General features: G+C 72.2%; 15 protein-coding genes. 13 read left to right on the top strand and 2 right to left on the bottom strand.

Annotated features, from left to right (window positions below; all coding sequences use genetic code 11):
• Positions 1 to 75: 75 nt before the first annotated feature.
• Both ACWGKJ_RS33005 and ACWGKJ_RS33000 read right to left on the bottom strand, forming a co-directional pair.
• Entirely contained in the window at positions 76 to 1,185 is a 1,110-nt protein-coding gene (locus ACWGKJ_RS33005; RefSeq protein WP_385026291.1) for a 3-dehydroquinate synthase II family protein, read from the bottom strand.
• A 25-nt stretch (positions 1,186 to 1,210) separates the two neighbouring features.
• Entirely contained in the window at positions 1,211 to 2,044 is an 834-nt protein-coding gene (locus ACWGKJ_RS33000; protein WP_453315890.1) for a 2-amino-3,7-dideoxy-D-threo-hept-6-ulosonate synthase, read from the bottom strand.
• A gap of 257 nt (positions 2,045 to 2,301) precedes the next feature.
• On the opposite strand from ACWGKJ_RS33000, the gene ACWGKJ_RS32995 reads away from it, so the two are divergent.
• The 13 genes from ACWGKJ_RS32995 to ACWGKJ_RS32935 all read left to right on the top strand — a co-directional run bounded on the left by ACWGKJ_RS32995 (position 2,302) and on the right by ACWGKJ_RS32935 (position 25,285).
• Positions 2,302 to 3,318, top strand: a complete 1,017-nt coding sequence (locus ACWGKJ_RS32995) for an aromatic ring-hydroxylating dioxygenase subunit alpha (RefSeq protein WP_385026297.1) — start codon at positions 2,302 to 2,304, stop codon at positions 3,316 to 3,318.
• Between the two features lie 81 nt (positions 3,319 to 3,399).
• A complete protein-coding gene (locus tag ACWGKJ_RS32990) occupies positions 3,400 to 4,347 on the top strand; it encodes a PDR/VanB family oxidoreductase (protein ID WP_385026300.1) in 948 nt (315 codons plus the stop codon).
• 43 nt (positions 4,348 to 4,390) lie between these two features.
• Positions 4,391 to 7,486: an amino acid adenylation domain-containing protein gene (locus tag ACWGKJ_RS32985; RefSeq protein ID WP_385026303.1), complete on the top strand. Its 3,096-nt coding sequence runs from the start codon at positions 4,391 to 4,393 to the stop codon at positions 7,484 to 7,486.
• A 27-nt stretch (positions 7,487 to 7,513) separates the two neighbouring features.
• Positions 7,514 to 14,032: an amino acid adenylation domain-containing protein gene (locus ACWGKJ_RS32980; protein WP_385026306.1), complete on the top strand. Its 6,519-nt coding sequence runs from the start codon at positions 7,514 to 7,516 to the stop codon at positions 14,030 to 14,032.
• Positions 14,029 to 15,006 carry a 2,3-diaminopropionate biosynthesis protein SbnA gene (gene sbnA / locus ACWGKJ_RS32975; RefSeq protein ID WP_385026309.1) on the top strand — a complete coding sequence of 326 codons (978 nt, stop codon included), beginning with the start codon at positions 14,029 to 14,031 and terminating at the stop codon, positions 15,004 to 15,006. The genes ACWGKJ_RS32980 and sbnA overlap by 4 nt, the downstream gene beginning before the upstream one ends.
• Complete coding sequence (locus ACWGKJ_RS32970; RefSeq protein ID WP_385026312.1) at positions 15,000 to 16,277, top strand: MFS transporter; 1,278 nt, start codon at positions 15,000 to 15,002, stop codon at positions 16,275 to 16,277. The genes sbnA and ACWGKJ_RS32970 overlap by 7 nt, the downstream gene beginning before the upstream one ends.
• The gene (locus ACWGKJ_RS32965; RefSeq protein ID WP_385026315.1) at positions 16,249 to 17,436 is read left to right on the top strand and encodes an ATP-grasp domain-containing protein; all 1,188 of its coding nucleotides are present in this window, start codon (positions 16,249 to 16,251) and stop codon (positions 17,434 to 17,436) included. The genes ACWGKJ_RS32970 and ACWGKJ_RS32965 overlap by 29 nt, the downstream gene beginning before the upstream one ends.
• A 266-nt stretch (positions 17,437 to 17,702) precedes the next feature.
• Positions 17,703 to 19,280, top strand: coding sequence for a 4-hydroxyphenylacetate 3-hydroxylase family protein (locus tag ACWGKJ_RS32960; protein WP_385026318.1), 1,578 nt, complete (start codon positions 17,703 to 17,705; stop codon positions 19,278 to 19,280).
• Entirely contained in the window at positions 19,277 to 19,768 is a 492-nt protein-coding gene (locus tag ACWGKJ_RS32955; RefSeq protein WP_385026321.1) for a flavin reductase family protein, read from the top strand. Before ACWGKJ_RS32960 ends, ACWGKJ_RS32955 begins: the two co-directional genes overlap by 4 nt.
• 14 nt (positions 19,769 to 19,782) lie before the next feature.
• Complete coding sequence (locus tag ACWGKJ_RS32950; protein ID WP_385026324.1) at positions 19,783 to 21,432, top strand: aromatic amino acid lyase; 1,650 nt, start codon at positions 19,783 to 19,785, stop codon at positions 21,430 to 21,432.
• A 2-nt stretch (positions 21,433 to 21,434) separates the two neighbouring features.
• Positions 21,435 to 23,126, top strand: coding sequence for a class I adenylate-forming enzyme family protein (locus ACWGKJ_RS32945; RefSeq protein WP_385026327.1), 1,692 nt, complete (start codon positions 21,435 to 21,437; stop codon positions 23,124 to 23,126).
• 10 nt (positions 23,127 to 23,136) lie between these two features.
• Positions 23,137 to 24,432, top strand: coding sequence for an AMP-binding protein (locus ACWGKJ_RS32940; protein WP_385026330.1), 1,296 nt, complete (start codon positions 23,137 to 23,139; stop codon positions 24,430 to 24,432).
• Between the two features lie 67 nt (positions 24,433 to 24,499).
• Complete coding sequence (locus tag ACWGKJ_RS32935) at positions 24,500 to 25,285, top strand: 2,3-dihydro-2,3-dihydroxybenzoate dehydrogenase (RefSeq protein WP_385026333.1); 786 nt, start codon at positions 24,500 to 24,502, stop codon at positions 25,283 to 25,285.
• Positions 25,286 to 25,334 lie beyond the last annotated feature (49 nt).

The raw sequence follows: 25,334 nt of genomic DNA, 5'->3' as shown, positions 1-25,334 counted from the left end.
ACCTGAAGAAGGTCGTCCGGGCCGGCGTCGTCGGTGGGCCGCGCTGCGGGCCCGGTCCTGCCGGGCCCGGTCCTGCTACTGCTCGTGGAGGAACTCGCGGATGGGGTAGCCGACATGGCGCTGGTCGGTCAGCGAGTATCCGAGGATCACATCGCCGGGCTTCAGCTCGGTGATGTTGTGGACGCTCCCGCCGGGGCCGAGCACCCTTACGTGCCAGTCGTCCTGGGCGATGACGTTCACGGTGTTCCCGGACGGCGACTGCGCCTCGATCAGCAGCATCGGACGGCTCTCCATCTTGGTCCGGCCCACCACGATGCGCCGGGTGTTGCCCTCGGTGTCGACGGCCAGCAGCTCGGAGCCCGCCCGGAGTTCCGCCAGGTAGCGCGTGCGGTTCTCCGGGGTGAGGGAGTAGGAGTGCAGCGCCGCCGCGTTCACCCGGAACGGGCGGGTCGGCATGTAGGGGAGCGGGTGCGTCTCGCTGCTCACCAGGATCATGCCGGTGGCGTAGGAGCCGACGAGGATGCCCTCGTTCTGCCGGAAGTGCGTGCAGGTGTCGACGCACACCCGGTCGCCGAGCCCGAGGTGCGCGAGCCGGGTGACGGTCAGGTGCTCCAGCTGCAGCTGCTCGGAGGTCTCCTGGCACACCTCCGTGAGCGTCGTGGCCTCGCCCACCGCCGTGGGGTTGAGCAGGACGCCCTCGGGGCCGCGCTCCAGGACGCCCAGGGTGATCTCCGCGTCCTCCAGATCGGCGACGACGGTGACCAGGTTGCCGAGGGCCTTGTCGGTGGCGCCGAGCAGGATCTCCAGCGGGATCTTGCTCGGGTCCTGCTGGAAGTCGACCAGGGTCCAGGCGGACTTCGACGCCACGGCGCAGGCGATGTCGAGGGTCTCCTCGCCGGTGACGGTGACGTACACGCCCTGCTGCGCCTCTTCGAGGCGGGGCGACAGCTTGCCCAGCATGGTGTGGTCGACCACCAGCAGGTCGGCGGCCTCCGCCAGCTTCTCCGCGATGGCCTGCGGGGTCTGCGGCAGGACGAGGCCGACCTTGCGTTTCGACGGTGGGATGGTGGCGAGCAGTTCGGGATCGTCCGAGACGAATCCCTCGATGCCGATGTGCACTGCCTCCTCCACCACGGCTGCGGTGATGTCCTTGAGGCCGCGCAGATCGATCCAGGCGAGCTTCATCGGGTGCTCCTTCGGGGTCGGCGGTTCAGAGTCGGGCGGGTGCGGTGAGCAGGGGTGCGGAGAGTCCGGAGGCCGGGAGGTCCGGCCCGCCGGCGAGGTGTACGGCATCGGAGATGCGGCGGACGGTACGGGCGGGCTGGGCGGATTCGAAGACGTTCCGCCCCATCGCCACGCCCAGCGCGCCCGAGGCCACGACGTCCCCGACGACCTTCGCCAGCCGCTCGTCGTCGCCGAGCGGGGCGCCGCCCGCGGTGATGATGCCGATCGGGCAGCTCGCGACCACATCGGCCATGGTGTCGACCGATCCCGTGTAGGGGACCTTGGCGATGTCGGCGCCGAGGTCGGCGGCCAGGTTCGCCGCGTGGGCGACGAGTCCGGGGTCGGTGGGGTCGGTGACCCGCGGGCCGCGCGGGTAGACCATGGCCAGCAGCGGCAGCCCCCAGCGCGCGCAGCCCTCGGCGGCCCGTGCCAGGTCGGTGAGCTGTCCCGCCTCGGTGTCCGAACCCATGTTGATGTGGATGCTGACGGCGTCGGCGCCGAGCTCCAGCGCCTCTTCGACCTCGGCGAGCCGGACCTTGGCGTTCGCGTCGGGGGCGTGCCGGGTGATGCCGTTCAGATGGATCACCAGCGCCGTGTCGCGGAACACCTCGCGGGGGAGGAAGCGCATACGCCCCTTGTGGACCAGCAGGGCGTCGGCGCCGTTCCCGCTGATCGCCAGGGCGATCTTCCGGAACGCCGCCACCGGTGCCACGGGACCGTCGGCCACGGAGTGGTCGAGCGGCACGACGAAGGTTCGGCCCGAGACCGGATTGATCAGCCTGCTCAATCGCAAGCTCTTTCCGAGTGAATGCTGAGCCATTTCCATGGCGCGTCCTCTCGCCTAGTTGGGCATGGGCCAAGAGAAATGGTTCGGTCTTTGCCGTGTCAAGTGCCAATATCCAGGCCCCTGTTGGGTGCCGCGAATGTTTGACAGGGCGAATCGCATGCGTAATGTTGTTGCCCGTCGCATTGCGCCGGGCCGGTCGGCGAGCCCCCAAAGTGTGGGCGCCGATATGGAGTTGCCGACCGATTGATCTGTAGCCCGTAGTGCGCTTCACTGAGAGCCAGGGGAGTTCCATGAGTGCGTTTCCGCAGAACCATTGGTATGTCGCCGCCTGGAGCACGGAAGTCGGCAGGGAGCTGCTGGGCAGGACGATCTGCGGGGAGCCGGTGGTGTTCTACCGCACCCGCGACGGCCGGCCGGTGGCGCTGACCGACCGCTGTGTGCACCGCCGCTACCCCTTGTCGCTGGGACGTCTCGACGAGGACGGCATCGAGTGCGGCTACCACGGCTTTGTCTTCGACTGCTCCGGGTCCTGCACCTTCGTGCCAGGTCAGGAGCGCATTCCGCGGACGGCACGGGTGCCCGGATACCAGCTGGTCGAGCGTGACAAGTGGATCTGGATCTGGATCGGCGACCAGAGCAAGGCCGATCCCGCGCTGGTGCCCGACGCGCACTGGCTCGACGACCCGGCCTGGACGTCCGTCGAGGACATGGCCTACTCGCCGTTCCGCTACGGGCTGCTCATGGACAATCTCATGGACCTCTCCCACGAGTCCTATCTGCACGCCGGTCTGATCGGGACCCCGGAAATCGCCCGTACTCCGTTCACGACCGATGTCGATCACGAGCAGCACCGTGTCTCGTTCTCGCGGCACATGGAATCCGTGGAATGCCCGCCGTTCTACGAGAGGACCACGGGATTCACCACGCCGATCGACCGCTGGCAGGACGTGGAATTCCTGCCGCCCGCTTTCTGGGTCAACAATGTGCGGGTCGCGCCGCACGGAGTTCCGGACACGGGGGAAGGGGATGAAAGGGCCGCACACGTGAAGATCATTCACGGCCTCACCCCGGAGACCGAGAACAGCACCTGGGATTTCTGGGCCGTGACGAGGGACTTCGCCCTGGACGACGAATCGGTCAGTCACACACTGCTGACGCTCAACCAGGAGGTCGTGCAGCAGGACCTGGACGCGCTCACGGTACTCGAAACCGTGGTCGCCAGCGAGCCGCCGGGGACCCAGGAGCTCAGCGTGGCCATCGACGCCGGGGGACTCGCCGCCCGCGAGATGTTCCGCAAGCTCCTCTAGGCGCCCGGCCGCCCGGCCGCCCGGCCGCTTCCTTCCCGACGTTCCCGAGCCCTGCCCAACCGCGACACGGAGAGCAGACAGATGCAAGGCGACGCATTCGATGTGGTGGTCCGCGCGCGGACCCGACTCGCCCGTTCCGTAGTGGAGTTCGAGCTGGCGGCCCCGGCGGGCTCCCTCCCCGCCGGGACACCGGGCGCGCATATCGACCTGGAGCTGCCCTCGGGGAGGGTCAGGCAGTACTCGCTGTACTCCGGGTCCGGCGTGCCCGGGACCTGGCGCATCGCCGTGCTCCGCGAGGACGCAGGGCGCGGCGGGTCGGCGGAACTGCACGACGAGGTGGCAGTGGGGACACGGCTGCGGGCGGTGGGCCCGCGCAACCGCTTCCCCCTGCACCCGTCCGGCGCGTATCTGTTCATCGCGGGCGGTATCGGGATCACCCCGCTGCTGCCCATGGTGGAGCAGGCCGAACAGCGGGGCGCACAGTGGCAGTTGGTGTACGGAGGCAGGAGCCGGGAGTCGATGGCCTTCCTCCCCCGCCTCGCCCGGTACGGCGAGAAGGTCCGGGTCGTACCGCAGGACACCGAGGGGCTGCCCCGCATCGACACACTCCTGTCCGGCCTGCCCGACGGCGCGCTCGTCTACTGCTGCGGGCCCCAGGGCCTGCTGGACGCGGTCGGCGACCGCTGCTCCGCGATGCCCCCGGGATCGCTGCACACCGAGCGGTTCACGCCGACCGGTGAACGGCCGGCGGACAGCGGGGGTACGGCGTTCGACGCCGTACTGGAGCGCTCGGGGCGGACCGTACGGGTGCCCGCCGGGACCTCCGTGCTGCAAGCGGTCCGCGACGCGGGTGTCGCGGTGCTCGCCTCCTGCGAGGAGGGCACCTGCGGCACCTGCGAGACCGGGGTGCTGGGCGGGGTTCCCGAACACCGCGACACCCTCCTGACGGCCGACGAGCGGGCCGCCAACGATCTGATGCTCATCTGCGTGTCCCGCTCGCACACGCCCCAACTCGTCCTCGACCTGTGAACACCGGCCAACGGCCCGCAGATTCGCGTCAGGAGAGCCACCGATGAACACACCACCGTCCTGGGACAGCCGGATCGAGGACTGCTTCAGGGAACAGGTGGCCGCCCGGCCGGCCGCCACCGCCCTGGTGGACGGCCCGCTCCGGCTGACCTACCGGGAGCTGTACGAGCGGGCGGCCACGGCCGCCGCGGGACTGCGGCGGCTCGGTGTGGAGCGGGAGACACCCGTCGGCCTGGCCTTCGACCGCTCGGCCGACGCCGTCGTCGCCATGCTGGCCGTGGTACTGGCGGGCGGCGCCTATGTCCCCCTCGACCCCGGGTATCCGGCGGACCGGCTGCGGCACATCGTGACGGCCACCGGTCTGCGGATCCTGGTCTGCGCGCCCGGGGAGCGCGAGCGGCTCGCGGCTGCGGGAGCGGACTCCGTACCGGACCTGGCGAGTCTGCTGGCGCTGGGCGAGCGCCCCGACGACCGGTCGCCGGACGCCCCGCGTGGAAGGTCCCCGCTCGCCTACACCATGTTCACCTCCGGCTCCACCGGCCGGCCCAAGGGGGTGATGGTCGAGCACTGCGGTGTGCTCCGCCTGGTCAAGGACACCGACTACGTCGACCTCTCGCCCGACCGGCGGGTGCTGCACGCGGCCTCGCCCGCCTTCGACGCGGCCACCTTCGAGATCTGGGGCGCGCTGCTGAACGGGGCGTCCCTGCACATCGTCGACCGCGAGACGGCCGTGGTGCCCGGGCTGTTCGCCGCCGCGGTCCGCGAACAGGCCATCACCGACGCCTGGATCACGGCGCCGCTCTTCCACCGGATCGCAGACGAGGACCCTACTGCCTTCGCCCCTCTGCGCACCCTGCTGACCGGTGGTGACGTCGTATCACCCGGCCATGTGGCGAAGGTGCTGGCCGCCGCCCCCGGGCTGACCGTGATCAACGGGTACGGACCGACCGAGAACACCACCTTCACCACCACCTTCGCGGTGCCCCGCGGCCACAGCGGGCCGCTCCCGATCGGCCGCCCGCTCCCCGGCACCACCGTGCTGGTCTGCGACGAGCAGGGCCGGCCGGTGGAGCCCGGCACCGTCGGTGAGCTGTACACCGCGGGCCGCGGTCTGGCCCGCGGGTATCTGGGCGAACCCGGGCTGACCGTACGGAAGTTCGTACAGGTCGCCGGGGTACGCCACTACCGCACCGGGGATCTGGTGCACACCGGCCCCGACGGCCTCCTGTACTTCCACGGACGCCAGGACGACCAGGTGAAGATCCGTGGCCATCTGGTCGAGCTCGCCGAGGTCGACGCCGCGCTGCGGGCCCTGCCCGGGGTCCGTGACGCCGTCGCGCACGTGCTCGGCGGGGCGGGGGAGGAGCGCACGCTGGCCGCCTATGTCGTGGCGCCGGGACAGGATCCGGCGCAGCTGCGGCGGACCCTGCGGGAGCGGCTGCCGGACTATCTCTGCCCCGACCGGTTCGTCCCGCTGGACCGGCTGCCTCTCACCGAGAACGGCAAGGTGCGCCGGAGCGCGCTGCCCGCTCCGGGGCCGCGGCACTCCGGCGCCGGAGCGGCCGGCCTCACCGGGCCCCAGCGCGCTCTGGCCGACACCTGGGCGCAGGTGCTCGGACTGCCCCCGGGGAGCATCGGCCCGCAGGACGACTTCACCGGCCTCGGCGGCAACTCGCTGCGGCTGGGCACCCTGCTCGGCCGTCTGAGCCGCGACCACGGGGTGCGCCTGGGCTTCGCCGAGGCCTTCGCGGCCCGCACGCTCGCGGAGATGGCGCAGGCGGTGGCCGCGGCCGGTGACGCCCCCGCGCCCGCCGTCCCGCCGCTCGCCCCGGGCACCTCCGCGCCCCTCCACCCGCAGCAGCGGGGGCTGTTCGCCATCTGGCAGGCCGACCCGGACTCCCTCGCGTACAACGTGCCCGTCCGTATCGACCTGACAGGCCCGCTGGACGAGGAACGGCTCAGGGCCGCCCTGACCACCCTGGTCGCCCGGCACGACGCGCTCCGGATGCGGTTCACGGTCGACGCGTCCGGCGGCGTACGGCAGACTCCGGGAAGCCCGGGCGAGCCGGAGTTCGTCCGCCACCGCGCACCGGCCCCGGGGGCCGTCGCCCGGTTCGTACGGCCCTTCCGGCCGGACGGCGAACCCCTGCTGCGGGCCCTGCTGGTGCCCGGAGAAGGTCCGGACCGGCACACCCTCTACCTCGACACCCACCATGTGGTCTTCGACGGGGTCTCGCTGCGCACCCTGGCCGCCGAACTGCTCGCCCTCTGCACCGGAACCCCCCTGCCGGAACCGGCCGTCGGCTACGCGGAAGCCGCCGGATGGGCCCATGACCGGCTGGAGAGCGGGGCCTGCGCGGCGGACGAGGCGTACTGGGTACGGCAGCTCGCCCACGCCCCGCAGGAGCCGGTCCTGCCGGTCGACCGGGAGCGCGGGCCCGTCAGGGCCGTGGCGGGCGCGGTGGTGCGGCGGGCCCTGGGCGCCGCGGAGTGCCGGGAGGTGCGGGCCGCGGCCCGCCGCCACGGCACCACCGCGTTCGGCGTGCTGTTCGCCGCGTACGCCGCCACCCTGGCCCGGATCTCCGGACGGCAGGACCTGGTGATCGGCACCCCCACCAGCGGCCGGACCCATCCGCAGCTGGACACCGTGGTCGGCATGCTCGTCAACACCGCCTGTCTGCGCGTACGCCTGCCGGACGGCTGCACGCTCGGCGGGCTCGTCGGCCAGGCCGACCGGCTCGCCCGGGAGGCGCTCAGCCACCAGGACTACCCCTTCGAACGGCTGGTGCACCGCCTCGCGGCCACCCCCGGGCCCGGCCGCAACCCGCTCTTCGACGTGATGTTCGCCCTCCAGGACATCGACTTCCACACCTTCGCCACGGAGAGCCTGCACGCCCGGGTGGAGCTGCTGAACCCCGGCACCACCCGCTTCGACCTCAACCTCCAGGCGTATCTGCGGCCGGACGGGCTGCTGCTGGACCTGGAGTACGCGACCGGCCTCTACGACGCCTCATCGGCCGGCTACCTGCTCGACGCGTACCTCACGACCCTCACCGATCTGCTGGAGCGCCCGGACGAGCCGGTGGCCCGCACCGCCACGGCCACGCCGCCCGCGCCCGTCCCGGACTTCGACTTCTGAAGGACCTTGCGAAATGAAGGACTTCTCATGACGACCACGTTCCACCAGAGCCGCACCGTCCAGAGCTTCCCCGAGCAGGCCCAGTACTGGCAGACGCTGCTGGCCGGCTGGGAGCACCCGACCGTGCTGCCGCGCGACTACCTGGGCCGGTCCGCCGACCCGTCCCTGGCCACCGTCTCCGTACCGCTGGACCCGGAGGCGGCCGGGCGGGTGCTGTCGCTGAGCCGCGGCGAACCGGCCCTGGTCCGGGTGGTCTGCACCGCCCTGCTCGCGGTACTCGCCGCCCGCGCCACCGACACCGAAGAGGTCCGGGTGGTCACCGCACGCCCGGCGACGGCTCCCGCGGACGGCGCCGCCTTCCCCGTCGGGCTCACGGTGCGCGGCCGGGACACCCTGCGGGACCTGCTCGGGGCGGCACGTGAGAGCTATGCGGAGGCCACCGCCCGGCTCGATGTGCCGGTGGCCCATCTGCTCCGCTCCGCCGGAGTGACCCCCACCGACTTCGCGGTCTGCGCGGGCGGCGACGTCACACCTTCCGAGACCGGTGAACTGGGCTGCGCGGTCCAGTGGGACGTCCGGCTGCACGCCCCCGCGCCCCGGCTCGACCTGCACTACCGGGACGACCTGTTCACCGCGGAGACCGCCCGGCGGCTGGCGGACACCTACGCCCGGCTGCTGGCGGAGGCACCGCGCACCCCGGACGAGCCCCTCGCCCCGCTGCTCGCGGCCGACCCGGCCGAACACGCTCTGATCGACGGGTTCAACGCCACCGCGGCCGACTACCCGCTCGACCAGCCGCTGCACCGCTTCCTGGAGCGCCGGGCCGCCGAAACACCCGGGCTGACCGCCATCCGCGACGACGGCACCACCTACGCCGAGCTCGACCGGCGCTCCAGCCAGCTCGCCCACCGGCTGCGGGCCGCAGGTGTGCGCACCGGGACCGTCGTGGGGGTCTGCCTGCCGCGCTCACCGCTGCTCCTCACCACCGTCTACGCCGTGCTCAAGGCGGGCGGCGCCTATCTGCCGCTCGACCCCTCGCTGCCCGCCAACCGCCTCGCGTACATGCTGGAACACAGCGGAACCCGCACCGTCCTGGGCGAGCCCGCCACCCGGGACGCGGTGCCGGGCGCCGGGACCTTCGTCGACGTGACCCTGCCGGGGACCTTCGACGGCGATGCGCCCGCGCCCGACAGCGGTACGGGCCCGGACGACCTCTGCTACGTCATCTACACCTCGGGCTCCACCGGGCGCCCCAAGGGCGTGGCCGTCGAGCACCGGGCCATCGTCAACCGGCTGCTCTGGATGCAGTCCGCCTATCCGCTGGACGAGCACGATGTCGTCCTGCACAAGACGCCCTTCACCTTCGACGTCTCGGTCTGGGAGATCTTCTGGTGGTCGCTGGCCGGGGCCTCGGTGTGCACCCTGCCGTCCGGACAGGAGAAGGAGCCGGCCCGGCTGGCCGCCCGGATTGCCGAACACTCCGTCACCACCATGCACTTCGTACCCTCGATGCTGCAGGCGTTCCTCCAGTACACCGAGGACCGGACGGACCGGCTCACCACCCTGCGCAGGGTGTTCGCCAGCGGTGAGGCGCTCGGCACCGCGCTCGCCGTCCGCTTCGCCGAGACGCTGACGGCCGCCACGGACGCGGCGCTCATCAATCTGTACGGGCCCACCGAGGCCGCCGTCGACGTCACCCACCAGCCCTGCGCGCAGACCGACCCCCGGCGCCCGGTCCCCATCGGGCGGCCCATCGCCAACCTGGCGCTGCGGGTGCGGACCAGGACAGGGGCGACGGCGCCCATCGGCACACCCGGTGAACTGTGCATCGGCGGCACGGGACTCGCCCGCGGCTATCTGCACGCGCCGGAGCTGACCGCCGAGCGGTTCACCGCCGACCCCGCGCTGCCGGGCGGACGCGGCTACCGCACCGGCGACCTGGCCCGCTGGCTGCCCGACGGCACCATCGAGTACCTGGGCCGCCTGGACACCCAGGTGAAGATCCGCGGCTACCGGATCGAGACGGGCGAGATCGAGCATGTCGCGGCGGGCGACCCGGCCGTCCGGGACTGCGCGGTGCTCGCGCGGACGGACGGCGCGGGGGACCGGTATCTGTGCCTCTACGCCGTGCCGGGGGAGGGGTTCTCGGAGGACCGGCTGCGCGCCCGGCTGGCCGCAGAGCTGCCCTCGTACATGCTTCCCCGGTATGTGGTCGCGGTCGACGCCATCCCCACCGGGCACAACGGGAAACGCGATCCCGCCCGGCTGCCGGAGCCCGAACGGGCCGCGGGCGACGGCGGGCAGGAGCCGTCGGGCCCGGTCGCCGGGACGCTGGCCGCGATCTGGTCGCGCGCCCTGGGCGTCGAGCGGGTGAGTACGACCGACAACTTCTTCGCACTCGGCGGCGACTCCATCAAGTTCGTACGGGTACTGGCCGAGGCCCGCGGGGCGGGGCTCGACTTCTCCTTCCAGGACCTGTTCGCCCACCCCACCATCGCCGAACTCGAACCCCGGGTGCGCCAGAGCGGCCCCGCGGCCGTCAGCACCGGCCCCGCCGGACTGCTCAGCTCTGCCGACACCCAACTGCTGCCGCCGGACGCGGTGGACGCCTGCCCGCTGTCTGCCCTCCAGTCCGGGCTGCTGTACGAGATCGACGCGGCGGGCGGCAAACCCGGCCTCTACCACGACATCGTCAGCTTCCGTATCGCGGACCCGCTCGACCTGGACCTCTTCCGGGAGGCCGCGGCGCGGCTGGCCGCCCACCACCCGATGCTGCGCACCTCCTTCCATGTGACGGGCTTCTCCGAGCCGCTCCAGATCGTCCACGCGGACGCCCCGGACCTGGTGGGCGTCACCGATCTGTCGGAGCTGGACGAAGCGGCCCAGGAGCGCGAGCTGGCCGCGTTCTACGGCGCGGAGACCGCCACCGGGTTCCGGCCGGGCGCGGTCGACCTGGTCCGGATCCGGCTCCATCTCCTCGGGGAGCGCGGCTTCCAGTACAGCCTCAGCTACCACGCGGCGGCCCTGGACGGCTGGAGCGTGAGCCTGGTGCACCGCGATCTGTTCGCCGCCTACACGGCGCTGCGCGCCGGGAGCGAACCGGACCTGGAAGCGCACGGCACGGGCTACCAGGACTTCGTCGCGCTGGAGCGCGAGGCGGTGGCCTCCGGCGAGCAGCGCGACTTCTGGCTCGGTCTGCTGGAGGACCACGAGGGCGGCCGGCTGCCCCGGCTCCCCGGCGCACTCGGCGACTCCGGCATCACGATGCACGATGTACCCCTGGCCGACCAGGTGTCGGCAGGTGTCCTGCGGGTCGCCGAGTCGCTGCGGGTGCCGGTCAAGACCGTGCTGATGGCCGCGCATGTGGCGGTGCTCGGTTTCGTCACCGGGACCGACGACGTACTCACCGGCTACGAGCACAGCGGCCGCCCCGAGGTCACCGGCGGGGACCGGCTGGCCGGGCTGTTCCTCAACACCCTGCCGTTCCGGGCGCGGATCACCGACGGCAGCTGGGCGGAGCTGATCCGCACCGTCTACCGTGCGGAGACCGGACTGCTGCCGCACCGGCGCTACCCGATGGGCGAGATGAAGCGCCTGCTGGGCCGCCGGGAGCCGCTCTTCGAGGCGATCTTCAACTTCACCCACTTCCATGTCCTGGACGATCTGCGCGGCGAGCACGGCGTCACCCTGGTGCGCAGCCAGGTCGCCAGCGAGACCGAGTTCCCGTTCCGGGCCGAGTTCTGGCAGGACGCCTTCACCGACCGGGTCCAGCTCGCCCTGCACTACCGGCGCAGCGACTTCCCCGCCGAGCAGATCGGGCGGATCGCCGGATACTACGCACGCGCCCTCGAAGAGCTGGTCCGTGACCCGGAGGCCCGCCACCGCGCCGCCGTGCTCCTCGGAGACGACGAACTGCGCCAGCTCACAACGGAGTTCACCGGGCCCCGGCGGGAGCTGCCCGCCGGAACCGCCCTGGATCTCTTCGACGCCCAGGTACGGGCCCGCCCGGACGCCGTCGCCGTACGGCACGGCGGATCGCAGCTCGGCTACCGCGAACTCGACGCGCTGTCCGCCCGGTTGGCGGCCCAGCTGCGGGCGGCCGGTGTGCGTAACGGTGATGTCGTCGCCGTGCCCATGGACCGCGGGACCGACTGGGCCGTCGCCGTGCTCGCCGTCCTCAGGTCCGGTGGCGTCTATCTGCCGCAGGACCCGGCCGACCCGGTCGCCCGGCTGGCCGCCATGGTGCGGCGTGCCGGATGCCGTCATGTGCTGACCGGCTCCCGCCACCAGCAGGCCCTGGGGAAGGGGCTGGCCGCCGAGCTGACGCCGGATGCCGGCGGGGCGCCGGGGGCCGCCGGGACGGCTGAGGCAACCGGGACGGTGGAGCTGCCCGCCGTACTCGCCTACGAGGAACTGCTCGACGCACCGGCGCCCGCGCACACCCCGGCCGTGTCCCCGGCCCCGGCGGACCCGGCGTACCTCATCTTCACCTCGGGCTCGACCGGAGAGCCCAAGGGCGCCCTGGTCCACCACCTGGGCCTGCTCAACCACCTGCTGGCCAAGACCGGCGAACTGGCGATGACCGAACGGGACCGTGTCGCACAGACCGCCACCCAGTGCTTCGACATCTCGCTCTGGCAGCTGCTGTCGGCCTGGCTCACCGGAGGCCGCACGGTGATCTTCGACTCCGGCCTGGTCACCGATCTGCCACGCTTCGCACGGACCCTGGAGGACGAGCGGATCAGCGTCCTGGAGGTGGTGCCCTCCTTCCTGGACGCCCTCATGTCCGAACTCGACGCCAGGCCACGGCCGTTGGAGAAGCTGCGCTGGAACCTCGTCACCGGCGAGGCGTTCCCGCCCGCGCTCAGCCACCGCTGGTTCGCCCGCTACGGCGTCCCCCTGGTGAACGCCTACGGGCCGACCGAGACCTCCGACGACATCACCCACCAGGTGGTCACCGCACCCGTGACCGGTGACCGGGTGCCCGTCGGGCGCGCCATCGCCAACACGGGTGTCCATGTGACAGGACCCGGCGACCGGCTGGTGCCCGTCGGCACCTACGGCGAAATCCTGGTGACCGGCACCGCGGTCGGGCTCGGCTACCTCAACGACCCGGACCGCACGGCTGCCGCCTTCCGGCCCAACACCCTCGACACCACGTCCGAACGGCTCTACCGCACCGGGGACATCGGCCGCTGGCTGCCCGGCGGCATACTCGACTGCGCCGGACGCGTGGACCACCAGACGAAGATCCGCGGGTTCCGGATCGAACTCAGCGAGGTGGAAGGGGCGCTGGCCCGCCTCCCGGGCGTCGACCACGCCGTCGCGCTGGTCCGCCGCGAACACGGCAGGGAGCTGCTGGTCGCCCACTACACCGGCGACGCCGAACCGGACCGCACCGCCTTCCGGGAGGCCCTCGCACCGACCCTGCCCGCGTACATGCTGCCGGACGCGGTGGACCGGGCGGACGCCTTCCCGGTCACCCGCAACGGCAAGGTGGACCGACGCGCCCTCGCCGCGAGGCCCCTCACCACGACCGCCGGGCCCGCGCCCGAACCGGCCGCCGACACGGCCGAGTCCGCCCTGGTGGACGCCTTCGCCGATGTGCTCGGCCTGCCCGCCGAAACCATCGGCGCCACCGGTGACTTCTTCGGTCTCGGCGGCCACTCGCTCGCCGCGATGCGGCTCGCCGCCCGGCTCCCCGGACCCCTCACCCTGCGCGACATCCTGGAATCGCCCACCCCCCGGGCCCTCGCCGCCCGGATCGCGGGCGGCGGCGCGGGCCGTGCGGAAGCGGCCGAAGGCGCGGACGGAACACTGACCGACCTCACGGCGGCTGCCGGGCTCAGCCCCGGGCCCGGCGCGGTCACCGTGGTCTGTGTGCCGTTCGCGGGCGGCGGGGCCGTCAGCTATCTGGCCTTCGCCAAGGCGCTGCACCGGGCGGGTCTGCCCGCCCGGGTCCTCGGCGTGGAGCCGGGCGGCGCCGGCGGCGGCGAACTGGCCGCCGCGATCGCCGCACGGTCCGGCGGCGCGCCGCTGGTCCTGCTCGGCCACTCGGCCGGCGCCGTCCGGGCGCTGAGCGCGGCACTGGCCCTGCGGGGTACCGGCAGCGAGCCCGCCCATGTGTTCGCGGTGGCCGCACTGCCCCAGCCGGACGGGGCCGCGGCGCCCGACCCGGACGAACCGCTGCGCCTCACCGACGGCGAGGTGACCCACTGGCTGGCGGCCCACACCGGTCTGGACATCGGCGAACTGGCCGAAGGGGAGCGGCGCCGCGTCATCGACGGGTTCCGCGCCGACGCCTCCGTCGCCGCCCGCTCCTGGCGCGATCTGTCCGCCCGCGGCGATGCCCGGCTGGACTGCCCGCTGACCGTGCTGCTCGCCGCCGACGATCCGCTGACGCGCGACCACGCCGAGCGCGTGCACGGCTGGGCGCGGTTCACCCGGAGCCTCGCGGTGGAGTTCTGCGGCGAGGGCGGCCACCACCTCAACGCGACACAGCCTCGGTTCCTCGCCGAGCAGATACGGAAGGCGGTCGGCCGGTGACGGCGCAGTGGGCCTACGAACTGGGGACGCCGGACGCCTTCGTCGAACTCCCGGGATTCGCACCCGGGTTCACCACCAGCGTGAAACTGGAGGGGCTGAATCCGGCGGGTTCGATCAAACTCAAGGCCGCCCGCGCCATGGTGGAGGCCGCCGAGGCGAAGGGCGTCCTGGGCCCCGGTACCCGGCTCATCGAGTCCACATCGGGGAACCTCGGCGTCGCGCTGGCCTCGGTGTGCGCCGCCAAGGGCTACCCCATCACCCTGGTGACCGACCCCAACGCCAACGAGCGCAGCATCCGCTTCATCCGGGCTCTCGGCGCCGAGGTGACGGTCGTCGGTGAACGCGACGCCATGGGCGGCTTCCTGCAGACCCGGATCGATCTGATCCACCGTCTGCTGGTGGACGACCCCAAGCTGGTCTGGCTCAACCAGTACGCGAATCCGGCCAATCCGGGCGCGCACCGGGACGGTACAGCGGCCGAGATCTTCACCCGCTTCGGCGAGCCCGACTGGCTCTTCGTGGGCACCGGCACCGGCGGCACCCTGATGGGCTGCGCCGAGTACGTACGCACCCATGGCGCGGCCACCCGGATCGTGGCGGTCGACACGGCCGGCTCGGTCACCTTCGGCGGGCCGCCCGCCCGGCGCTGGATCCCGGGTCTGGGGACCAGCCGCCGCCCGGAGATCTTCCAGGACGACGGCACCTTCGACAAGGTGCTGGTCGAGGAGCGCGACACCGTACGGATGTGCCGCCGGGTGGCCCGCGAGTACGGGCTGCTGCTCGGCGGCTCGTCCGGGACCGTGCTGGCCGCGGTGCAGGCGCTGCGGTCCACCGTCCCGGCCGGCAGCTCGGTCCTGGCCATCTCGCCCGATCTGGGGGACCGTTACCTCGAATCCGTCTACGACGACACCTGGGTACGGGAGCGCTTCGGCGTGGACGCGCTGCCCGCCCCCGAAGGGAGCAGCCCGTGGTGAGCAGCGCGGCCCCGCCGCTGACCTCCCGGCACCTGGTGGCGCTCGTGGTCGTCCGTGCGACGAGCTGTGCGGGGTTCTTCGCCGTACTGCCCTATCTGGGGCTGTGGCTGGTGGAAAGCCGCGGTCTCTCCGGCGCCGACGCCGGGCTTGTGGTCGGGGCGGCGATCCTGGCCAACCGGGCCGGGGGCGTGCTGATGGTGCCGCTGGTCCAGCGGATCGGGCTGAAGGCCTCGGTCGGCCTCGGCTATCTGGGCGCCGTCGCCGTGTTCACCCTGCTCGGCGCCGGGCTCTCGCTCCCGGTGGCCGGCTGGCTGGTGCTCGCCGCGCTGGCCGGGCTCTTCCTGGCGGCGGCGACCACGGCCATGAAGGCGCAGATCGCCGCCTTCGACGCGGGGCAGCGGCTGCGCGGATTCAGCTACCTCAACATGGCTGTCAACGCCGGTTCGGCCCTGGGGCCGCTGCTCGGCGGCCAGTTGCTGGAGTGGCACGCCGACCGGCTTCCGCTGGGCGCGGCGGCGCTCGACGCCGTGGCGCTGCTCGCGGTGCCCGCCCTGCCCGGCCGCTGGCGCGCGGCCGACCGCCCGGCCGGGGGAGGGGCACGTGAGAGGATCCTGCCCGGCCGCCGCTTCGCCGTCTTCTCGCTCCTGGTGTGCGGCACCTGGCTGGCGTACGCCCAGGTCTTCGACGTCCTGCCGACCTATCTGCACACCACCGTGAGCACCGGCCGGATCGGCCTGGTCTTCACGGTCAACGCCATTCTCGTCATCGTGCTCCAGGTGCCGGTCTCCGCCCTGTCGCGGCGCGTCCTCGCCCACCGGCGCGGCGGGTTCGGCCCGCTGTGCTGCGCGGCGAACGTGGTGCTCGCCGCAGCCGTGCTGCTGTTCGCCGCGGGGCGCTTCGGCGGCCTGGGCCTGGTGCTGGCCGCGATGGTGGTCTTCACCCTCTCGGAGCTCGTCTGGAGCCCGCTGTACGACGTCGAGGTCAGCGAGCGCAGGGGCGGTCTCTCCGCCACCGCCGCCTACGCGGTCGCCGGGGTCGCCTGGGGCGCCGCCGAGTCGGCCGGTGCGTGGCTCGGGCTGCTGCTGGTGGCAGGGGACGGCGGCGGCCACCAGGGGTGGCTGCTGCCCTCGATGCCGTACTGGGCCGCCGCCGCGCTTGCGCTCGTCACGGGGGCCGCGCTGCTGCGGGGGCGCGAGCGCCCCCGGGAACCGGATGAACACCGCGAGAACACAGGGAGTACTGATGAGGTGGATCTGCCTGCTCGGGCCTAGCCCCGGCGGAGCCAGGGCGGCCACGCTGCACGGCCGCGAGCTGGTGGTGCTGGTGCCGCCCGGTGTGGCGGTGCCCGCCGAGGTCGCCCGGCACGCGAGCCGGGTCGTCTTCGGCGGGATCACCCGGTACGAGGAGGCCCGGGAGACCGTGGACCGGCTCACCGCCGAACTCGGCCCGCCCGAACTGCTGCTGAGCTTCACCGAGTACGCGCAGGAGACCTGTGCGCGGATAGCCACGGAGCTGGGTCTGCCCTCGGTGTCGCCGCAGGCTGCGGCGATGACGCGGGACAAGGCCCGGATGCGCCACGCGCTGGCCTGCACCCCGTACGCCTGGCCTTATGTCACGGGCACGGCCCGGGAGGTGGCGGACGCGGTCACCGCGAGCCCGGAGGGGACCGCCTGGATCGTCAAGCCGGTGGACGGGGCCGGCAGCGGAGGGGTGGCGGCGCTGGGCTCCCGTGCGGCGGTGGCCGACTGGCTCGGCGGCGCCGACGGCACCCAGCTGTACATCGCGGAACACGAGGCGGGCGGGCCCGAGTTCAGTGTCGAGGCGGTCAGCGCGGCGGGGGAGCACACCATCCTCGCCGTCACCGCGAAGCAGACCACCGGCAGCCCCGGCTTCGTGGAGACCGGCCATGTCGTCCCGGCGCCCCTGGACGACCGGGAGACCGGCCTGCTGCACACGGCGGTCCGGTGTGTCCTGGACACCCTCGGTATCGAGTTCGGCGCCAGCCACACCGAGGTGCGGCTCGACCCCGGGCACGGCCCGGTCGTCATCGAGACCCACACCCGGGTCGGCGGCGACTGCATCCCCGAACTGGTCGAACTCGCCACGGGAGCCGACCAGTACGAGCGGTCCGTGGCCGCACTGCTCGGCACAGCACCGGCCCTGACGGCGGAGCCCGCGGCGGGCGCCGCGGCCATCGCCTTCGTGGTGCCGCCGGTGCCCGGACGGCTCAGGGGACTGGTCACCGGAGCCGCGGAGGGCGTCGTGCGCTGGGAGTTCGAGCACGGCATCGGTGCGGACATCGCCCCGGTGCGCAGTTCGGCGGACCGGCTCGGGTACGTCCTGGTCTCCGGAGCGGGCCCCGCCGAGGCCGCCGAGCGTGCCGCCAAGGCCGTCGCGGCCGTGGACGTGGTGGTGGACGACCGGGTCTGAACCGCCCCCACCCACGACTGACGCGCTCTGTCCCGCCGGCGGGACAGAGCGCGTTGCCGTGCGCCCCTCAGCTCCTTGCCCGCTCGAACACCGGCTGGTTATTCTCGTCGAACCGTTCGAGGGAGTTGAGCCGGACCTGAATTCGTCCGAGCCGCCCACCGGGCCCCGTCCGGAAAAGCCGAGTGTGCTGTGATCGGCGCTTCCTTCGATTTTCCCCTCGAAACGTTCTATGTATCCGTGCTTGCGTCTGTGCAGGGAGATCACCCATGTCCGTCACCCCGCCTGATTCCACAGGCAAGAGCCGTCCCTACACCGGAGCCGAATACCTGGAAAGCATTCGGGACGGACGCGAGGTGTGGATATACGGCGAGCGCGTCGACGACATCACCACCCACCCGGCATTCCGCAACAACGCCCGTATGGTGGCCCGTCTCTACGACGCCCTGCACGACCCGCAGAAGAACGCGGAACTCGTCGTGCCCACCGATACCGGAAGCACCGGATTCACCCACCCGTACTACCGGGTCCCCCGGTCGTCCGAAGACCTTCAGGCGAGTGTCGACGCGATGACGGCCTGGGCGCGTATGACCTACGGCTGGATGGGCCGGACCCCCGATTTCAAGGCCGCCTTCCTCGCCACGCTCGGCTCCAACACCGAGCGCTACGGCCCCTATGCGGCCAACGCCGAGCACTGGTACCGCGAGGCCCAGGAGAAGGTCCTCTTCGTCGGCCACGCCATCGTCAACCCGCCCATCGACCGGGACCGCGGCATCGAGGAGGTCAAGGACGTCTATCTGACGGTGGACGAGGAGACCGAAGCCGGCCTGGTGGTCTCGGGCGCCAAGGTCGTCGGCACCAGCGCCGCGCTCACCCAGTACATCTTCGTCGGCAACTACGGCATGGTGCCCGCGGGCGCCAAGGAGTTCTCGGCGTACTTCATCGTGCCGACCAACGCACCCGGACTGAAGATCATCTCCCGTGCCTCGTACGAGTTCTCGGCCGCTGTCACCGGCAGCCCCTTCGACCAGCCGCTGAGCAGCCGGATGGACGAGAACGACGGCATCATGGTCTTCGACCGCGTACTCGTGCCGTGGGAGAACGTCTTCTGCTACGACGTCGACAAGGCCAACGACTTCTTCCACGGATCCGGTTTCTACTTCCGTTCCATGCTGCACGGCTGTGTACGTCTCGGGGTCAAACTCGACTTTCTCACCGGGCTGCTCGCCAAGGGCCTCGACGCCACAGGCGCCATCGAGTTCCGCGGAGTGCAGACGAGGCTCGGGGAAGTCCTTTCCTACCGGCACACCCTCTGGGCGCTCGTCGACTCCATGGTCCGCAATCCCACCCACTGGCCGGACGGCACCGTGGTGCCCAACACCGAAAGCGCCCTCGCCTACCGGGTGTTCGCATCCACGGTCTATCCCAAGGTGAAGGAGATATTCCTGCGCGACCTGGGAAGCGCGCTTGTCTACAGCAACTCGCATGCGAACGACTGGGGCGTCGAGGAACTGCGGCCCTATCTCGACACCTATGTGCGCGGCCGGAACGGAATGCCGGCGGTCGAGCGTGTCAAGCTGATGAAGCTGATCTGGGACGCCGTGGGAAGTGAATTCGGCGGCCGGTGGGAACTGTACGAAATGAACTACGCCGGCAGCCACGAGAACATCCGGATCGAGGCACTCAAGCGGTACCAGGCCACCGGCGGGTTCGCCCACTGCACCGAGCTGGTCGAGCAGTGTCTCTCGGACTACGACGTCAACGGCTGGACCTCCCAGGACCTGGCCGGCCCCGAGGACGTCAGCGTCATCGGCGGACACCCCGAGGCACCCGCGGCGAAGCCTTGACCGCCGACGGCCCGGGGCAGGTGCTGCGCGAGGTCATGGGGGAGTTCGTCACCGGTGTCTGCGTGGCGAGCACCTGGGCCGCCGAGGGCCACGACGCCATCGTCGTCAACTCCCTCACCTCCGTCTCGCTCGATCCGCCCCTGGTCTCCGTCTGCCTGCGCGAGGACTCCACCTTTCTGCGTGAGCTGCGGTCGGCGGGCGTCTGGGCGGTGTCCATCCTCCCGGAGTCGCGGCACGCGCTCGCCCGTGCGCTCACCGCCCCCGCCACCCGCCGCCCGCGCCCCCAGGACGCCGCCGAGTGGACACCGGGGGACCGCACGGGCTGCCTCACCCTGGCGGACGCCCCCGGGGTCATCGAATGCGAGAACTACCGCCAGGTGGCGCTGGGCGACCACGTTCTCGTCGTGGGCCGGGTGGTGGGCCTGCTGCGCCGTCCGGTCATGCCTCTCGTCTTCCACCGAGGCTCCTTCTCTCTGCCCCTTGCCTGAAAGGCGAACCGTTCATGACGATTTCAACCGAGCCCCTCCGCCCCACAGGTGACGACGCCGCGAACGGCGCGCTGCCGGAGCTGGACGGCCGCACCCTGACCCTGGACGACGTGGTCCGGGCCGGCGGCTCCGCCGGCTCCGCGTTCCGGGTCAGCGAGGACGCGGCGAAGCAGCTGGCGCACTCCCGCGGGCTCAAGCTCGACCTGATCGCGAACCGCAAGCCGATCTACGGGGTGACGACCGGCTTCGGCGACAGCGTCACCCGCCAGATATCCCCGGAGAAGGCCGCCGAGCTCCAGCGGAACATGATCCGTTACCACCTCAACGGCACCGGCCCCAAGGCCCCCGACGCCGTCGTCAGGGCCACGCTGCTGATCCGCGCCAACTGCCTGGCCCGCGGCAACTCGGGCGTCAACCCCGTCGTCATCGACCGGCTGCTCGACCTGATCCGCCACGACATCCTGCCGGAGGTCCCCATCCGCGGGTCGGTCGGCGCGAGCGGGGACCTGGTGCCGCTCTGCTACGTGGCGTCCGCGCTGATCGGCGAGGGCGACGTCAGCTACCGCGGCGAGAGCCGCCCGGTCGCCGACGTCTTCGCCGAACTGGGCATCGAGCCCCTCGTACCGGAGGCCAAGGACGGCCTCGGTCTCATCAACGGCACCTCCTACAGCTCCGCGTGGTCGGTACTTGCCATCGCCGAGGCCGAGCGGCTGGCGCGGGTCGCGGACATCTGCACCGCCCTGGCCAGCGAGGCGCTGCTCGGCAACCGCGGCCACTTCGACGCGTTCATCCACGCCCAGAAGCCGCACCCCGGCCAGACCGCCAGCGCCCGGCAGATCAGCGGACTCCTCGACGGCTCGCGGCTCGCGCTCTCGCACGGCCAGGTCGTCGACCTCAACCAGGAGCTGGACGACCGCGGTTACCAGCAGCTGCGGCGCAGCATCCAGGACCGCTACTCGATCCGCTGCGCCCCGCATGTCAACGGCGTCCTGCGCGACACCCTCGACTGGTCCAGGCGGTGGGTGGAGACCGAGATCAACTCCTCCAACGACAACCCGCTGTTCGACCTGGAGACCAACAGCGTGCACAGCGGGGGCAACTTCTACGGCGGCCATGTCGTACAGGCGATGGACTCGCTCAAGGTCGCGGTGGCCAACATCGCCGACCTGCTGGACCGCCAGCTGGAACTGGTGGTGGACGAGAAGTTCAACAACGGCCTGACCCCCAACCTCATTCCGCGCTTCGCCGACGACGAGTGGCAGGCCGGCCTGCACCACGGGTTCAAGGGCATGCAGATCGCCTCGTCCGCGGTCACCGCCGAGGCGCTGAAGTCGTCCAACCCGGTGAGCGTCTTCTCCCGTTCCACCGAGGCGCACAACCAGGACAAGGTCAGCATGGCCCCGATCGCGGCCCGCGACGCCTTCGCCATCACCGGGCTCGTCGGCGAGGTCGCCGCGATCCACCTGCTCGCCGCCTGCCAGGCGCTCGACCTGCGCGGCCCCGAGAACATGGCGCCGCGGACCCGCGCGGTCCACCGCCTGGTCCGTCAGCACGCCCCCTTCGTGGACCGGGACCGCCGTATGGACGGCGACATCACCGCGGTCATGGGGCTCATCACCGACGGCTCCCTGATCGAGGCCGCCGACGCAGCGGAGGAGTTCTGATCATGCCGCTCAGCCCAGGCACCCTGCTCGACGCGGATGCCCGGCGGAAGCTGGCGGGCCTGCCCGGGCTCGGCGGCGGGAACGTCTGGCACACCGCAGCCCGGCTCAGCCCCTGGCCCGACCTGCCCGCCGTCGTCGCGGACCGGCCGCTGGTCAACGCGGACGGCGAGCTCCAGAGCGAGTTCAGCCTCCGGCAGCTCGACGAGCTGTCCCGGGTCTGGTCCGCCTGGTACCTCGACCAGGGGGTACGGCCCCGCGACCGGGTCGCCGTCTACCTCAGCGACTCCTTCGAGGACCAGCTCCACCTGGCCGCGCTGGCCCAGATCGGGGCCATCGCACTGGTCATCAACGGCCGCATGGAGGCCGACACCGCGCTGCGGCTGATGGCCAGGACCGGGCCGGTCGGCCTGTACACCGACGAGACCCACCGGGGCGCGCTGGCCGGCCGGGAGCGTACCGCCGGAGTCCGCTGGACCCGCACCCGCGCCGACGCGGCGGTGCTGGGCCACTGCACCCTGCCGGACGCGGCCCGCTTCCACCACGCACCGGACGACCCGGTGATGCTCTGCCACTCGTCCGGCACCACGGGCGACCCCAAGCCCGTCATCCACGCCCACTGGCAGAGCGTCGCCGGGGTCTGCCACCGGCTCACCGGCCATGCCGAGCCGCCGACGTCCGTCCTGCTGTCGGCCGCCCCGCACTCGCACGCCGGAGCCACCGCCTTCACCTTCTACGCCCTGCTGGCCGGACTGCCGCTGATCGCGGTGGACGACCCCAGCGGCCCCGGAGTGGCGCGGGCGGTACGGACCCACCGGCCCACCACCGTCCTCGCGTTCAACCAGACCCACTCCGCCCTGGCGACCATGGAGCTGGACCCCGCGGACTTCGCTTCGGTGGCCTACTGGATCAACATGGGCGACGCCGCCCACGACGCGCACATCCGCAGGCTCATCCGGCTCGGCCACCACCGGGTGGACGGAGAGCTGGTGGCGGGCTCCGGATTCGGCGACGGCCTCGGCTCGTCCGAACTGGGCTGGGCGGCCCTGCGCCGTACCATCACCGCGCAGACCCCGCCCAGCCCCCGCCTCCTGGGCCGCCCCGAGGAGTGCGCGGAGGTCGTGGTCCTCCGCGAGGACGGCGCCGCCGCCGCACCCGGCGAGGTCGGGATGCTCGGCGTACGCAGCGAGACCGTGGCACCCGGCTACTGGAACGACCACGACACGAACTACCGCAGCAGGCTGGCCGGTTACTGGCTCTCCGGGGACCTGGCCTACCGCACGGCCGACGGCGACTTCTACCACGCGGACCGGATCGTGGACGCCATCCACACCCCCGGCGGGACCGGCTACTCGGTCCTCATGGAGGAGACGCTCCTGCTCCAGCTGCCCGAGGTCGCCGACTGCGCTGTGGTCGCGGGCGGAGCCGGGGGCGTGACGCTGCCCGTCGCCCTCGTACGGCTGCGCGGCGAAGCCGACCCCGGCGACCTGCTGCGCAGGGCCAACAAGGCGCTCGCCGATATCGGACAGCCCCCGCTGGCCCTGCTGGAGACCGCCCGTGACGCGTCGGACATCCCGGTGGGCTCCACCGGCAAGGTCCTCAAGCGTCTGCTGCGCGAACGCTACGGCGATCTTCGCGGCCACATCGAAACCCACCCGACCGGCGTGGCGGCAGAGCTGCCCGTCCCCCACTCCTGAGAGAGCGGCGATGAGTTCAGATCTGCCCGGCATCGGGGACTGGCACAGCTTCGCGGAGCTGCGGCTGCTGCAGGACCGGCTCCTCCCGGCCGTACTGGAGCGTGCCTCCCGTTCGCCCTTCTACCGCGGCCGGCCGGCCGCGGAGCAGTCAGCGGGACTCGCGGAGCGGGCCCTGACCACCAAGTCCGACCTGCGCGACAGCTACCCGTTCGGGATGCTGGCCGTGGACCGCGACCAGCTCGCCACCTACCACGAGTCCAGCGGCTCCACCGGAACACCGACCCCGTCGTACTACACCGAGCGCGAGTGGGTGGACCTCGCCGAGCGCTTCGCCCGCAAGTCGGTGCCGATGTCGTCGGCGGACACCCTGCTGGTCCGTATCCCGTACGCGCTCGTGATCGCCGGTCATCTGGCCCACCAGGCCGGGCTGATGAAGGGCGCCACGGTGATCGCGGGTGACTGCCGCACGATGGCGGCGCCCTACTCACGGATCATCCGGGTACTGCACGACCTGGGCGTCAGCCTCACCTGGTCGACCGCGAGCGAGTGCCTGGTCTGGGCCGCCGGGGCGCGGCTCGCGGGATACGACCCGGGCCGGGACTTCCCCGCCCTGCGCGCGCTGTACGTCGGCGGCGAACCCCTCAGCGGGGCCCGCCGCGACCGGATCACCGAACTCTGGAACGCGCCCGTCGTCGAGGAGTACGGCTGCACCGAGGTCGGCACCATGGCGGGCACCTGCCCGCACGGCCGGATGCACTTCTGGGCCGACCGGGTGCTGCCCGAGATCCTCGACCCGGACACCGGTGAGGTGACCCGCGAGGGGACCGGCCGGCTGGTCATCACCCCGCTCCACCGCGAGGCCATGCCGCTGCTCCGCTACAACCTGGAGGACCAGGTCGAGCTGCGCCACGAGGAGTGCCCGTGCGGCTGGTACCTGCCGACGGTCCGGGTGCTCGGCCGGGTCGCGCACGGCCTCACGGTCGCCGGCCGGGGCGTCTCGCCGCTGCAGGTGGAGGAGGCGGTCTTCCGGCTGCCCGCCGAGTACGGCGTGCTGTTCTGGCGCGGCCGTGCGGAGCCCGGGCTGCTGCGGGTGCAGCTGGAGGTGGCCGACGCGTACGCGGGGGACGCCTGCGCCGAAGCGGCCCGGCATCTGAAGGAAGTGCTCGACGTACCCGCCGAGGTGACCGCGCTGCCGCCCGGCAGCCTCGTCCCGGAGCCCCTGCTCCTGGGCCGCCTCGACGCGATGAAGCCCCGCAAGCTCTTCGGGCCCGACGAGGACTGGGACGCGGCCGTACTGGCCGGCTGACCGCACGTCACCCGCAGACCACCGCACACCCCTATCACTGGGCACAGCACAGGAGTTGATCGGCAGGATGGACGAGAAGGAGTTCTCCGGCAAGGTGGCACTGGTCACCGGGGCCGGTGGCGGCATCGGCCGCGCGGTCGCCCAGGTCCTGGCGGAGGCCGGGGCCCGGGTCGTCGCGGTGGACCTGGACGGTACGGCCGCCGAGGAGCTGGCCACCGATCTGCGGGCGGCCGGCGGCAGCGTCGTGGCCGTGGCCGCCGACGTCTCCGACAGCGCGGCCGCCACCGCCGCCGTGGCCACCGCGGCCGAGCACTTCGGCCCGGTGGACCACCTGGTCAACGTGGCGGGGGTGCTCAGACTCGGCCCGGTGGCCACCCTGAGCGACGAGGACTGGCGGGCCACCTTCGCGGTCAACACCGACGGCGTCTTCTACATGTCACGGGCCGCGGCCCGGGTGATGCGGGAGCGCGGATCCGGGGCGATCGTCACGGTGGCCTCCAACGCGGCCAGGGTGCCCCGTTCGCACATGGCCGCCTACGCCGCCTCCAAGGCCGCTTCGGCGTCGTTCACCAAATCGCTCGGCCTGGAGCTGGCCCCGTTCGGGATCCGCTGCAATGTGGTGAACCCCGGCTCCACGGACACCCCCATGCTGCGCGGCATGGGCACCAACCGCGACGGGTTCGGGGCCACGATCGCCGGAGCCCCGGAGAGCTACCGGGTCGGCATCCCCCTGGGGCGCGTCGCCACGCCGGTGGATGTCGCCGGAGCGGTGTCGTTCCTGCTCTCCGAGCGGGCCGCGCAGATCACCCTGCACGAACTGTGCGTCGACGGCGGCGCGGCCCTCGGCGCGTAGCACACCCGGCCAGCAGCGGAAGCGACAGAGCACAGAACAGAAACGAGGA

It is taken from the genome of Streptomyces sp. NPDC054757 (genome assembly GCF_053612185.1).
This window is presented reverse-complemented; position numbering and strand designations above follow the sequence as displayed.